Raw genomic sequence first — 12,567 nt, forward strand, 5'->3', positions numbered from 1 at the left:
AATGATTTTTCATTTGGTACCAGCCAGCACACGCTAAACTTGCCTCATGAAAAAACGATATACGCTTTGCTTATTTTTCTTTTTGTGCTTTCTGGAAGGGATGGCACAGCCGCCCGTTGAGACGAAAAATTCGGGTTTGATCTTTGGTTTTGCGGTCGATTCTCTGACCAAAATGCCATTGCCTTTTGTGACGGTTAGCATAAAAGATCAGTCATCAAAAATCCTCTCTAATTCCTTAACAGATGATAAAGGATATTTTGAACTGGCCAATTCTGTTCAAGGAGACGTCGTAATTCAGCTCAGTTTTGTTGGGTACAAAACTTATTCCAAATCTTTAAGATCAACTGTTTCCGGCAAATCCATTGATCTGGGTAAAATCAGGCTTCAACAGGACCTCATTCAGTTAAAAGAAGTTTCTGTTACAGGACAAAAGGCAGCAGTTAGCCTGGAACTTGACAAAAAGGTTTTTGAAGTTGGGAAAGATATTTTGTCACAGACCGGTTCAGTTACGGAACTGCTTAATGGTGTGCCTTCGGTCAGTGTCGGTCCTTCGGGAGCGGTGAGTCTGCGGGGCAACAGCAATGTTTTGATTTTGATCAATGGTCGCCGCAGCGGACTTACTCAGGCCAACGCCCTGGAACAGATTCCGGCAGATCAGATCGAGCGGGTTGAAGTGATCACAAATCCGTCTTCCCGTTATGATGCTTCGGGTTCAGCTGGAATTATCAATATTGTTTTAAAGAAAAATAAAAAGGCAGGTTTTAATGGTCAATTGCGATTGGTCGGCGGGATACCTAATGATAACAGAATCAGTCCCAGTCTTAATTTTAAATCTGATAAAGTAAATCTGTTTGCGACGCTGGGTATCCGTTTTTCAGATTATGTCGGCCTTTATAAAACCAGACAGGTTACGGAAGATAATGAAGTGAGTACTTTTTTAAATCAGCGTCAGAACGAAAAACGCCATGATGACGGCAGGCTTTTATACGTCGGTGCCGATTATCTCTTAAATAAAAAGAATACTATCACGGCTGCATTTTTGAAAAATGCTACCAAAGATCATGATAAAACCTCGCTCTTATATGAGTACGCCAATAATACAAAAACCGATAGCACGCTGCTGCGAAATGGTGAATCCTGGGAAAAGCGCGACTATAACCAGCTGGAATTTAATTACACAAAACTGTTCAGCCGCCCGGGAAAAAAATATACTGTGGATATGCAGTATGATTTCTGGAACAGCGATAAGGATTGGAATCTGACAACGAAAAAGTTGTTGCCGGCTGAGCAGCCGCTTGCCACCATTCGTACCAGCTCGATCGGTTCAAGTAAAGACTTTTTATTGCAAACAGATCTGATTCAGCCATTGGATAGTAATGCAGTTTTGGAATTTGGATTGAAAGTGGAGAAAAGAAATGTTACTTCATTATTCAAAGCGGAACAGCAAACAGATGACCGGTGGAGTATCATCGATAACATTGATAATCAGCTGAACTATGACGAATTGATTGGAAGTGGATATGTTCAGTTGAAAAGTAAAATTGGAAATCTGGCTTATCAGCTGGGTATGCGGACGGAATATACAATGATTGAAATTGAAGACAGAGACCATATTTATGACCGGTCGAGAAATTATACACGGTTTTTCCCAACTGCGCATTTGACGTATCAGCTCTCCTCTGGTGCTACTTTTCAGGGAAATTACAGCAAAAGAATAAACCGGCCATCACTTAGTCTTTTATATCCTTTCAATGAGCTGACGGATTTTAATTCCCGTTATGTTGGTAATCCGCAGCTCAATCCATCTTATGCAGATGTATTCGAATTTGGCTTTTTAAAAAACGGCAATGTGCTTACTATAAACCCATCCGTTTATTATCAGAATAATTCCGGCATTATTCTGGATTACACTTTCCGAAATCAACAGGGGATTTTTATTACATCTCCTGTTAATATCGATCGTGAAATTCGTAGTGGAATTGAGTTATCAGTCCTATATAATCCGTTAAAATTTTTACAGCTTAATGCAGAATTGAATGCTTACAGATTTAAGCAAAAGGGCTTTTATGAGGAGCACAATTTTGATTATTTGGGTGATGCGTTAACAAGTCGTCTCAGTGCCCAGCTTAAACTGGAACATCAGCTAAGTTTTCAATTTCGATACAATTTCACAGGTGCTCAAAGCAACGCACAAAGACATACAGCGGCGATACATTATATTGATTTCGGGATAAGCAAAAACCTTTTAAAAAATGCGTCGACTGTTGTTTTTGATGTAACAAACCTTTTCAATCTGCGGGATTATAAAACGACTACAACAGGCAACAACTACTTGCAAACCCAGATAAACCGTCCAAATGCTGCCCGGTATAGATTAACCTTATTATTTAAACTGAATGGTAAAGGAAATCAGGCGGTGAGGCAGGCCAGGAGAGGAAATAGGGAATAGAAAGTTTTTGCATTGTTTATCAAAGATTAAGTTTTCGGCGATCATCGCCGAAAACTTAATCTTTGATAAACAAATAAGGCAATAAATGTAAACAAATTTGTTTACATTTATTGCATGGAAAAGCAGTTTGAAAAATATAAAGGGATTCATCCGGGGATTGTTCTTGATAGGGAATTGAAAAAGCGATCGCTTAAACAGCGGCCCTTTGCACTTTCAATAGCAGAACATCCTCAGACATTCAATGCTATTACTAAGGGCAGGCGAAATTTGAACACGGCGCTCGCTCTGAAAATTGAAAAGGAATTGCAGTTAGAAGAAGGAACATTGGTTTTTTTGCAGGCATATTACGATATAAAAGAAGAAAAGAATAAGCAGGAGAACTCAGCACCAGACTTATCTCTGCTAAGGCAATCCCTTTTCTGGGATACTGAGATTAACCGGATTGACTGGTTACGACAATATGTTGCCGTGATTGAGAGAGTATTTGAGCGTGGAAATAATAAAGAAAAAGAGGAGATAACCAATTTTTATGGTGTAGAGAAAGTTCAATCCGTACTGATGGCTAAGGATAAAAAGCTTCCTCTGATCAATCTGAAATAATTGAAAATGTCTAAATTATATTACAATACGGTTAGTGAACTTTTGCAAGAAAGTCTCAACACGCTAATGTCAGCCCAGGAATTTGTTTCATTTAGATTAGTTGGAGGTACCGCATTGAGTTTGCAATTAGGTCATCGCACGTCCATTGATATTGATCTGTTCTCTGATTCTTCCTATGGTAGTATTGATTTTGACAAGATAGAACATTTTCTAAAAAATACTTTTTCTTATTTGGACCATTTTTCGGAATTCTTGCCGGGAATGGGAAAGTCGTACACAATTGGTACGAATAGAGATAATTTGATTAAGTTGGACATCTATTACACCGATAAATTTATACATCCGGTTTTTGAAAAGGATACAATTCGAATGGCAACTGTTGACGAAATTGTTGCTATGAAAATCGATGTTGTACAGCGCGGTGGGCGGAAAAAGGATTTTTGGGATTTGCATGAACTGCTTTCCAACTATGATATAAAAACTATGTTGGAGCTTCACAAGCTGCGTTATGAGTTTAATCATGACCCGGATCTGATCATTCATAATTTTATAGATTTTACCAAAGCAGATAATGATTTTGATCCAATTTGTTTAAGAGGGAAGTATTGGGAATTTATAAAGGAAGATATAGAGGAGGCCGTTGCAAAGTTTGAGATTGGCATTTAACTGATAGGGGCTTCTCAACATTGGCTAAACTAATCTTGATTAATGGAATAGTATTTGTACCCTCTTTCAAAAAAACTAAAAACCAATGAAAGAGAAAGACATAAAAACGACAGCGAGAATTATTCTTGGAGCGGGTTTGGTATTTGCGGGGATAAGCCATCTTACCTTTGCAAGAAAAGAATTCCAGGCGCAGGTGCCAGATGTGATTCCACTTAAAAAGGATGATACCGTTGTATATTCCGGCTTCGCAGAAGTTGCAATGGGAAGTGCATTGATTCTTGCAAACAAAAAAAACAAGGAAACGATTGGCAAAATTGCCGCTGCATTTTTTACCGCTGTTTTTCCGGGTAATATTTCACAACTTATAAATCACAGAAGTGCATTTGGACTGGATACCGATGGAAAGCGCTTCGCACGTTTATTTTTTCAGCCCGTTCTGGTCTATTGGGCACTTAAAAGTACGGGTAAAAAGAGTAAGGAAATTACAAAATAGGATATAGGCAGGAGTGGGGAAGAACACTCTCAGACATCTTTCAATGTACTAACAAAGATGTCTGAGAGTGTTGTATAAGTTTAATTTTCAGATTTTTTTGCCAGATTTATTTGATTTTCAGCTCTTTCCTTACCTTTTCAAAGTTAATATTTTTGATTCCTGATCTTTCAAATTCTTTTAAATCCTGAGCCAGACTTTCCTTGAATCTACGTTTATCAGGCATTTTTTTGTTTTTATGCGCCTGGTAAATTTCCATAGCCAGATCGTATTGACCGGTCAAAAGATAATAATTTCCAAGATTTTCGAGCAAATACAAATCCTGTGAATCTTTGCCTAGCCCCAGTGTTATATTTTTCTTTGCTTCTTCATTTTGCTGCTGGCAAAGCAGGTTAAAAGCCAATCCATTGTAAACCTGAGGGGTTGTTACACCAAGTGAGATCAATTCGTTGTAGGATACATTAAGTCCGGGCAAATCCTTGGTAAGCTTTTGTCCCTTGATTAACTGAAATATTTCGTTTACACGTTCTTCTTTATCGAGCAAACCTTCTGAACCCATTTTCAGGGTGCAGTTTTTTATGTTGTCCCGAATAATTTTGTCTTTTTCCGTATTGGAAAGATTAACAAATGCAGAGGGCAGATAACTCGTTTGAATCTGATTTTTTGCACAATCACAAATTTTTTCGCTGGCTGCATCTTTGATACTGAACTTTGATAAACAATCATTATAAAGAGTTTCTGTGCTCTTTGAAGTCCAGATTTCTCTGTATTCTTTGCTAGAAACAATGGCGACGACGTCAAGTGAAACGGCAACACCTTCGGTTACACTCGGATTTCTCAGGCAAAGTGAAAGATCTTTCCTAATAATAGGTATTTGAAAAATGCCATTACGACTATTTTGAGCAGTTCCTTCTTTGTAAAAAGCTGGAACGTTATAACTATACATGCCGACCAGATCCGTTTTCTCAAATTGTTTTAGTCCGTTCGCATCCGTCAGGTAAATATCGACCGATCCGCTTCCTGAGGGTTTTATCAGCTGTGCCACAACATTGGTTACCAAACCGGCCCCGATGAGATTTAACGCGCCATCCGTAATGAGCCGTGCAATCTGCATTTCCAAACCCGAACTTTGCACGCGCTGATTTGCATTGCTGGTGGCAACAGTTGCAAAGGAATAGTACCAGGCAACGGTATTAGGCGGAAGCTGGATAGGTATCACCAATCGGTTTTTTCCGCCAAGTCTTGCTTTGCTGTTTAAATAAATGGTTTGTCCTTTGATCAGGCTTTTTTCTTTTAAAATCGTCGTGGTCGACTGCGCCTGTAAAAGATGGGAGTTAATAAGTAAAAGAAAAAAAAGTAATATTTTATTCATTTCGTGACATTGGATGGACTCACAAAGTGAATCAAAATTTTTCATTTTAAAAGAATATAACGCCTCGGAACAGAAATAAACCTGATTTAAATTCGCTCACAGGTCATGATAAGTCTCACAATTGATCAAAAAATGTTATTCAATTATCAGGTAAATAATGATCCCACTGCTCGGTAACTGCTACCGAGCGGATTACCTCGCTAATAAAATCCGGATGATTTGAATTGGTTAATACAACGATGCCATAGCCTTTTTCTTTATGTGCAATCAGGTGACTTGAAAAACCTTCGTCCCATCCTCCGTGTTGAAAATAAACATCGCCTCCTGTTTTAAGCATATCCAAACCTAGTCCATAAGTTCCTAAAACAGGCGTCAGCATTTGTTCGGCGGCACTTTTAGATAAAACCTTTGTGCTTGTTCCTTGCAGCGTAAGTTGAATATCAACTGCAAATTTGGCAAGATCTTCCGCTGTTGTCCACAATCCTGCTGCGGCCATTTCCGGATAGGTATGCCTTTTTCCTTTCGTCATTAAACCGTTGGGTAAATATCCTGTTGCCGCAAGTTTCAATTTCTCGGGAGAAAGTGGCTGGTCATATGTACTGTTTAACATATTTAAAGGGTCGATAACCAGTTCTTTCATGATTGACGGAAAAGGTTTTTTTTCAATATCAATCAGCATTTGCTGCATAATCGTGTAACCTCCGCCGGAATACCGCCATTCTTTTCCCGGCTCCTTATCCACGCGGATAGCAGGACTGTTGGCCGGAGGCGTACCGTTCAGAACTTGCAGCAGCGTTGGTACGGGTAAGTCGGGACTATATCCCAGGAATCCATGCACCGTAATTCCGCCGGTATGGCTGAGTAAATGTTTCAGGGTTACTTTTTTTTCTTTTGTAAACTCATTATCAGGCAATTTCCAGGAAGTCAAATAATTATTTACATTCTTATCTAAATCAATTTTACCCTTCAATACTTCACGAAGTGCACCATAGGCGGCCACCGGTTTGCTGATAGAACCAGCCTGAAAAAGTGTATGAACAGTTGCAGGCTCCTTACTCTCTTTATCAATGATGCCATAAGCCCGGGACCAGAAAATTTTATTATCCCGGATCACTGCAATACTCACCGCCGGAACTCCATAAAACTTCATGCGTTCCTCTATTGTCCAAACCGAATCGCCTGGCTCATATCCCTTTTTGCATAGATTTTTTTCTGCCGACCGGACACTTTCAAAAAGATTTGGCAGTTTCTTTTTACCTTGGCAGGATGATAAAATCGCAAGTAAAACGATTGAAATCAGTATTCTTAATTTCATATAGAGGCTTGTTTGAGAGATGTAATTTAGCGATTAATTAAGCCAAATATAAATCGACCAACTAATTGATTTTTATTTATTTATCGCTTAACATAATACTAAATTGTCGATCATAAATAAGTTTGGCGCCGATACTGTTTTTATGACTTGTAAACCTTATTTCCTCAAATTCCTGTTTTTGTTTTTTGTATTGTTATTGAGTTGTAACAAAAGGCAAAAGGCTAATATAGAACTTGATTTTACACACGTTGACAACTTTGATGAAGCCTATTCGCTATCTTTTAATGTAACAGATACTATCTCGCTCAGACAATACTGGAAGGCGAATGATGTTTCGGATAGTAGCAAAAACTACATTGCGATTATTGACGATTCACAGAGAAACAAACTGGAAAAACTGGTAAAAAAAATTAACATTCAGGTGTTACATGAAGGTAATCCGGAATATGCTACCACAGACGGCATCTTTACAGGTCTCTATTTAAAAAATGACTTACAAAACGCGACTATAATTCCTTATAACGGAAATGAGGCCAGGGAAATAAATGAATTGGTGGAATATATAATCAGCTTTAAAAAAACACTCAAACTTCAAGCAACAGATAATCAATTTAATTTCAAATCTGCACCAAAAATTCCGACTACTATACAAAAGCAAAGAACAAACCTTTATCTTCCTGAATAGTAATATCTTTGGACTTCAAGCTGGCAAAAAAAGAAGACTGTCGAGCTGATTTACCTTTTTTCATCATTCCAGATCAGTTTTTGATTGGATGCTTTTTTTACAAAATCAAGGCATTTGCCATCGCCGCCTCCGGTAATTCCACCATCCGGGCTGCAAAGCAGGTTGTAATTTTCATCCAATAATTCACTAAATACATCACAACAGCTGGGAGGAATGAAATACAGAGTTGCCTTTATAGGTAAGGCTAAAAATCTTTGCAGGGGGGGCGTACGGGGTCCTTGCTTATCGAATTAATACTTTCAATAATGCAGGCCGGTGCTTCTATTGTTCAACCGGTTCTTTTTCATAACTGGTAAAGACACACATTACCAGAAAAATCAGACTGATTTATTTCATGGCAGAGCAATAAAGTTTGTCAAATTTTATTCAAATACACCGACAGATCAAGTTCATCATGCATTAATTTTTGCTGCTCGATCATTTTGTTTTTCAGTTCTTTGAGTATGTTTTTGCTTGATTGCTGACTGGCAATATCATGCATTTCGTCAGGATCTTTTGTCATATCAAAAAGCAGAATTTTCGAAGCAGCCGGATAAATGATCATCTTATATTTATCCGTTCTTACCATGCGCTGTATGTTCATGTAACAGCCATAAATTTCCTGATAGGGGCCAGGCTTATTCTTATCATGGATTAATGGTATCAAACTATTGAAAAAGACATGTGCCGGTTTTTGAATACCTGCCAGTTCATAGGAAGTTGCCATCAGATCCTGCATATACACATTCTGATCTCTTTTTTCACCCTTGGGAATACCTGGGCCATTAATTACTAAGGGCGGCCGCATGCTATGATCAAACATACTTTGTTTACCCATTAAACCATGATGACCAATGGATAACCCGTGATCAGCCGTGAAAATGATGTAAGTATTTTCAAGTTTTCCACTTTTTTTCAAGGCATCCAGAATCCTGCCCACCTGCTCGTCCATGTAAGAAATACTGGCGTAATATTCCTGGATATTCTTTTTTACAGCGTAAGGTGTGCGGGGGAAAGGAGCCAGCTGTTCGTCTCTGAGATCCGTTCCGCAGCCCATTTCTGTCTTGAAAGGATATTCGTCCAGATAGCTGACCGGTAATTTAATCTGATCCACAGGATATTTATCAACCCATCTTTTTGGAGCCTGTCGCGGATCGTGGGGTGCGTTGAAAGCCAGATACATAAAAAAAGGAGTTTCCTTCTTTGCAGCTTCGCGAATGTAGCCAACCGCGTCGTCGGCCACCACTTCACTCCAGTGTTTTCCACCTTTCCAGAAACCTCCGAATTCTTCTTTCCAGGGCTGCCAGACAGTATCTTGCCGGGAAAGTGGCCGGTTATAACCCTGCGGAGTCTGGTTGGGCATACCGGGCCTGATATTATTTGCGTGATCGAAAAGTTTTTGGGCATCAGTATCAACGTGCCATTTCCCGGTCATGTAAGTTTCATATCCGGCTAACTTCATTTGCTGAGGCCAGAATCCTTTCGCGTCAAACAGTGATGCATAATTAGTTTCCTGCTTTTTTGCATTCCAGACCGACAGGCCTGTTACCAGCATGGCCCTGCTTGCAACGCAAACCGCACCATGCCAGGCGCCCATATTATAAGCATGCGTAAAGCTGGTACCATTTTTCACCAAACCGTCCAGATTTGGTGTTATAACCTGATCGTTTCCCAAAGCACGTACCGTATTAAATCGCTGATCATCAGTAAATATCAGAATGATATTCGGTTTCCCATTAACGGACATCCGCTTATTTGGCTTGCTGGCAGTCAACAACAAAAAAAGAAAAAGGCAGCCCAGAATTTTAAAAGCAGCAAATGATTTTTTAAGCATAATCTTAATTTAAAAAAGTAAGCAGATAAGCTCAGAAGAAAGATCTGGTGTCATTCTGTTTAAAACATTGTGTGTCCATTTTTTTACTTACCAGCGGATTTTTCAGTCATATGCATCCACCTGTTTTTAATGCATTGTGAATGGGACAGGTTGTCTCTGAAATTTCCGGTGCTTTCAGATTTTCCACAAAAAAGCCTTTGGACGGGCAGATCCAAAGGCGAAATTTATAAAGAATGTCTTGTCAAAAAGAAACAGTTACGGGCGGTTTTCGAGCCACTGTTTAAATTCCATCAGCCGCAGATAGGCACTGGTCTTTTGATAACTTTCAGGTTGTCTTGTGATGATTGCGAGTTGAGCTGCAACAAAAACATCTGACTCTTCAATAGTAGCGTAACCGTTAATTTTAACAGGATTTTCGGGCAGTTTCACAGTTGCGAAGTAATCTTCAAGTTCTTGAATGCTCATTATGCAGTTGTACGTTTGATATGCTTTGTAAAATCGATATAACGGGGCAACGTAGCATTGATACCTTAAAGTTTCATTATTTGTCCATAATTGTGGTCCTTACACCGCAGTTATAGTAACATTTTGTGTCCTTTTTTTTGCAAATCCACAGGCTAATCAAGTTGTTAAGAATAGTTTTTAATAGGCATGATTTTGTTTAATGTGGGTTAAAATCATCAACATAACTAAATTCATCAACAATTAAAATGGAATCAAAACATAACATCAGCCACACAGCTCGCCACGATTCGGCCAGCTTTCAGAATCAGGTTTTTGAAAATACCAATCCGTTTCAGGGGCCATCGAGATCAATCGCGGTGCCGTCACAATCCGCAGCAAAACCAGGAAAACGTCCGCGTATTATGAGACCGATTTATTCGGCAAGATTATCTTGAAAAGATATGTTTATATCAGACCTGGAATTTAGTGAGCAGTCCTTTACGAAAGATCAGGACTGCTCACTATTATTTTACTCTTTTGAAATCAAAAAGACTGGTATATATCCATTTCCCGTCCTGAGGTTTTCCAAGAGAAATTACAAAATTGTCCGCAGAACGTTTTTCATATAATACACGGACAGGATCTCCTTCTTTTTCAAAAACCACTCTTCCGGTGCCTGATTCAATCCATTTGTGTTTTACAGGCTTGTCAATTTCTTCCTGTCCGATCAATCCCGAAGCAAAATGTTTGACAAGTGAAACCGGCCCCTGTTCGGTTTGTTCATAAACCAGAAGTTCAAAAATTGTAGGTTTTCCTCCATTCGTCATTCTGAAAAAACCCACAATGTTGTCACCTTTGGCCGGAAGCCAGGTAGCTTCAATGGTGCGGTCCTGCACGTTGGCTATCCACTTGCCTTCGGTAAAAGCAAGGTCTGCAAGTGATCCGGTTTTGGAAGTGGACTGCGCGTTAGAAAATTGAAAGAAAACAAAAACAAAAAGTAAGGAAATGATTAGTCTCATCGGTTAGCTTTTAAATGTTACCAACCTGTCAGCAGGTTTTTAGTTTGACGAAATCCCGGGCGGAGTAACCTTACAAAATCAAACTAAATAATCCGTCGGATGAAAATTCTGGGTTTGGGCGCCCGTGAAAACTTCAAAGAAAATAGAGGCTTTTATCCTATTTGAACATGAGCTTTTGCGTCGAGTACTCGTTGCCATGATCCCCGCATTTCATTTATCATATTCATAATTGTAGCCTGATGACCTGCATTGGCAAATTTCGCCGCAAACCGGTTTCAGGATCTTCCGGATGGCAGTCCGTATATACCACTTTCAGAGGTTTACTAAAATTGGTTGTTTTCGTCGAAAACAAAATAGAGAGGTAGTAAACCCAGAGCCAGTAATTCTAAAAAAGCTGATACGGGAAATATTACCCTTCATCATCATAGACATATGGTGATGATACTGCAATCGAGGTTTGTGAAACTATTAGTCTACAAAGTATACCCAATTTTAAACGTCATATAGTCTCTATTGTAAAAAACCTTCTCATCAATAAGATTCATTTCCAATGAAATTGAAAAGGACTGAAGGTTGATACCTATTCTTGGAGAAACACCGAAGCGTGTACCCAGATTTTCTCTTCGAACAGGTTGGGCTTCTGAATTCGGAAGTTGTCCGGCAGGAAACTGACCATAACCTAAACGGTAAAAACCGGCACCAACGCCGATGAAAGGTGAATATTTATGATTCCAGAGTTTTATAATATCGGCAGTTGCAGATAATGAGCCGATTGGATCTGCTTTTACCCTGCCCACTTCACTGACGTATGGGCGCATAAAGGTATATTCTCCGCGGAGACCGACTGCGATATAATTGGTCAGCCGGTATGAAGGTTCGGCAGAGAAGGATAATGCAGGCGCGCTCAAAAAACTTTCTTTGCTTCTGTAAGTGGCTCCAATGCCAGCACTGATTTTCAGATTCCAGCGGTCTCTATATTGAAGGAAATCAGGTGAGCTCTGGTCATAAGTTAAAGGCCTAAGCGTTTCACCAATATTTTGCGCCTTCGCGGCCTGAAAGATAAAAAATGTACAGAGTGTAAAAAGAAACTTTTTCATGTATAAGCTGAGTTAATTAGGTTTTATTCAGGGAGTTATTATTAGGAGCAGGAGGGGAGTGCTGTACCTAATAAAAAAATTCATGCCAGATATACTTTTGGTTACATAAAAATAAATGATGATCCGGCGTCCGAGGATTGGAAAATGCAATTGATTCTTCCTTTCTTTTAATAAAGTAAAAAGGGCTAAATGCTTTGAAACTGGCGTTGTTTGGGAAGATAGGCGATAGCCAGGGAACCGGTTAGCGTAATTTTTGAAAGGCGGTTCAACTCTATATCATCCCAGGGTTTGAAAATTAATTGCAGCAAGAAAATTGAAGAAATTGGGTAAAAGCCGATTTAATGTCACCTTTTTATGATGAAAAAAGCAACAATTTACCCCAAAAGTTGCCCGTGTTTTTTGAAGTTGCGGTTTGGAAAAAACAGCACTTTTTAAGACAAAATTGTCTTTGGAAGCTGTAAACGATAATTCTCAGTTGTAAAGAACCCTTTATTGTAATTATTTTCTGTAAAAATGGTTATAGTCCATAACAGCGGTTGCGTTCAGGAAGGCAAGTG

13 protein-coding genes are annotated in these 12,567 nt (G+C 39.2%); 6 read left to right on the forward strand and 7 right to left on the reverse strand.

Annotation, left to right across the window (positions count from 1 at the left end; genetic code table 11):
- Positions 1-46: 46 nt before the first annotated feature.
- The 4 genes from IEE83_RS07015 to IEE83_RS07030 all read left to right on the forward strand — a co-directional run bounded on the left by IEE83_RS07015 (position 47) and on the right by IEE83_RS07030 (position 4,208).
- Positions 47-2,449 (forward strand): TonB-dependent receptor, encoded by a 2,403-nt coding sequence (locus tag IEE83_RS07015; protein WP_228101708.1) that lies wholly within the window; start codon positions 47-49, stop codon positions 2,447-2,449.
- Between the two features lie 114 nt (positions 2,450-2,563).
- Positions 2,564-3,049, forward strand: coding sequence for a helix-turn-helix transcriptional regulator (locus tag IEE83_RS07020; protein ID WP_194119899.1), 486 nt, complete (start codon positions 2,564-2,566; stop codon positions 3,047-3,049).
- A 6-nt stretch (positions 3,050-3,055) separates the two neighbouring features.
- Positions 3,056-3,715: a nucleotidyl transferase AbiEii/AbiGii toxin family protein gene (locus IEE83_RS07025; protein ID WP_194119900.1), complete on the forward strand. Its 660-nt coding sequence runs from the start codon at positions 3,056-3,058 to the stop codon at positions 3,713-3,715.
- 85 nt (positions 3,716-3,800) lie between these two features.
- Entirely contained in the window at positions 3,801-4,208 is a 408-nt protein-coding gene (locus IEE83_RS07030; protein WP_194119901.1) for a DoxX family protein, read from the forward strand.
- Positions 4,209-4,314: 106 nt separating this feature from the next.
- Here IEE83_RS07030 and IEE83_RS07035 read toward each other — a convergent pair whose 3' ends face one another.
- On the reverse strand, positions 4,315-5,577 hold the full coding sequence (locus tag IEE83_RS07035) for a tetratricopeptide repeat protein (protein ID WP_194119902.1): 1,263 nt from the start codon (positions 5,575-5,577) through the stop codon (positions 4,315-4,317).
- A 139-nt stretch (positions 5,578-5,716) separates the two neighbouring features.
- Complete coding sequence (locus tag IEE83_RS07040) at positions 5,717-6,892, reverse strand: serine hydrolase domain-containing protein (protein ID WP_194119903.1); 1,176 nt, start codon at positions 6,890-6,892, stop codon at positions 5,717-5,719.
- A 103-nt stretch (positions 6,893-6,995) separates the two neighbouring features.
- On the opposite strand from IEE83_RS07040, the gene IEE83_RS07045 reads away from it, so the two are divergent.
- A complete protein-coding gene (locus IEE83_RS07045) occupies positions 6,996-7,577 on the forward strand; it encodes a hypothetical protein (protein WP_194119904.1) in 582 nt (193 codons plus the stop codon).
- 50 nt (positions 7,578-7,627) lie between these two features.
- On the opposite strand, the gene IEE83_RS33745 is transcribed toward IEE83_RS07045, so the two are convergent.
- The 3 genes from IEE83_RS33745 to IEE83_RS07055 form a co-directional block, all read right to left on the reverse strand.
- Positions 7,628-7,837, reverse strand: a complete 210-nt coding sequence (locus IEE83_RS33745) for a DUF6970 domain-containing protein (protein ID WP_379993022.1) — start codon at positions 7,835-7,837, stop codon at positions 7,628-7,630.
- A gap of 155 nt (positions 7,838-7,992) precedes the next feature.
- Positions 7,993-9,450, reverse strand: a complete 1,458-nt coding sequence (locus IEE83_RS07050) for a sulfatase family protein (RefSeq protein ID WP_228101709.1) — start codon at positions 9,448-9,450, stop codon at positions 7,993-7,995.
- 255 nt (positions 9,451-9,705) lie between these two features.
- On the reverse strand, positions 9,706-9,915 hold the full coding sequence (locus tag IEE83_RS07055; RefSeq protein WP_194119905.1) for a DUF6965 family protein: 210 nt from the start codon (positions 9,913-9,915) through the stop codon (positions 9,706-9,708).
- A gap of 245 nt (positions 9,916-10,160) precedes the next feature.
- Here IEE83_RS07055 and IEE83_RS07060 point away from each other — a divergent pair, with 245 nt between their 5' ends.
- The gene (locus IEE83_RS07060; protein WP_194119906.1) at positions 10,161-10,349 is read left to right on the forward strand and encodes a hypothetical protein; all 189 of its coding nucleotides are present in this window, start codon (positions 10,161-10,163) and stop codon (positions 10,347-10,349) included.
- A gap of 69 nt (positions 10,350-10,418) precedes the next feature.
- Here the strand turns inward: IEE83_RS07060 and IEE83_RS07065 are convergent, their stop codons facing one another.
- Together IEE83_RS07065 and IEE83_RS07070 are read right to left on the reverse strand one after the other, a co-directional pair.
- Positions 10,419-10,913 carry a DUF6265 family protein gene (locus tag IEE83_RS07065; protein WP_194119907.1) on the reverse strand — a complete coding sequence of 165 codons (495 nt, stop codon included), beginning with the start codon at positions 10,911-10,913 and terminating at the stop codon, positions 10,419-10,421.
- A 473-nt stretch (positions 10,914-11,386) separates the two neighbouring features.
- On the reverse strand, positions 11,387-12,010 hold the full coding sequence (locus tag IEE83_RS07070; RefSeq protein WP_194119908.1) for a hypothetical protein: 624 nt from the start codon (positions 12,008-12,010) through the stop codon (positions 11,387-11,389).
- Positions 12,011-12,567 lie beyond the last annotated feature (557 nt).

Source organism: Dyadobacter subterraneus, from assembly GCF_015221875.1.
GTDB lineage: Bacteria > Bacteroidota > Bacteroidia > Cytophagales > Spirosomataceae > Dyadobacter > Dyadobacter subterraneus.

What these genes read in the sequence shown, in the direction of transcription:
- IEE83_RS07015 (WP_228101708.1), top strand. Translation starts at nt 47, where the DNA reads ATGAAAAAACGATATACGCTTTGCTTATTTTTCTTTTTGTGCTTTCTG.
- IEE83_RS07020 (WP_194119899.1), top strand. Translation starts at nt 2,564, where the DNA reads ATGGAAAAGCAGTTTGAAAAATATAAAGGGATTCATCCGGGGATTGTT.
- IEE83_RS07025 (WP_194119900.1), top strand. Translation starts at nt 3,056, where the DNA reads ATGTCTAAATTATATTACAATACGGTTAGTGAACTTTTGCAAGAAAGT.
- IEE83_RS07030 (WP_194119901.1), top strand. Translation starts at nt 3,801, where the DNA reads ATGAAAGAGAAAGACATAAAAACGACAGCGAGAATTATTCTTGGAGCG.
- IEE83_RS07035 (WP_194119902.1), bottom strand. Translation starts at nt 5,577, where the DNA reads ATGAATAAAATATTACTTTTTTTTCTTTTACTTATTAACTCCCATCTT.
- IEE83_RS07040 (WP_194119903.1), bottom strand. Translation starts at nt 6,892, where the DNA reads ATGAAATTAAGAATACTGATTTCAATCGTTTTACTTGCGATTTTATCA.
- IEE83_RS07050 (WP_228101709.1), bottom strand. Translation starts at nt 9,450, where the DNA reads ATGCTTAAAAAATCATTTGCTGCTTTTAAAATTCTGGGCTGCCTTTTT.
- IEE83_RS07055 (WP_194119905.1), bottom strand. Translation starts at nt 9,915, where the DNA reads ATGAGCATTCAAGAACTTGAAGATTACTTCGCAACTGTGAAACTGCCC.
- IEE83_RS07060 (WP_194119906.1), top strand. Translation starts at nt 10,161, where the DNA reads ATGGAATCAAAACATAACATCAGCCACACAGCTCGCCACGATTCGGCC.
- IEE83_RS07065 (WP_194119907.1), bottom strand. Translation starts at nt 10,913, where the DNA reads ATGAGACTAATCATTTCCTTACTTTTTGTTTTTGTTTTCTTTCAATTT.
- IEE83_RS07070 (WP_194119908.1), bottom strand. Translation starts at nt 12,010, where the DNA reads ATGAAAAAGTTTCTTTTTACACTCTGTACATTTTTTATCTTTCAGGCC.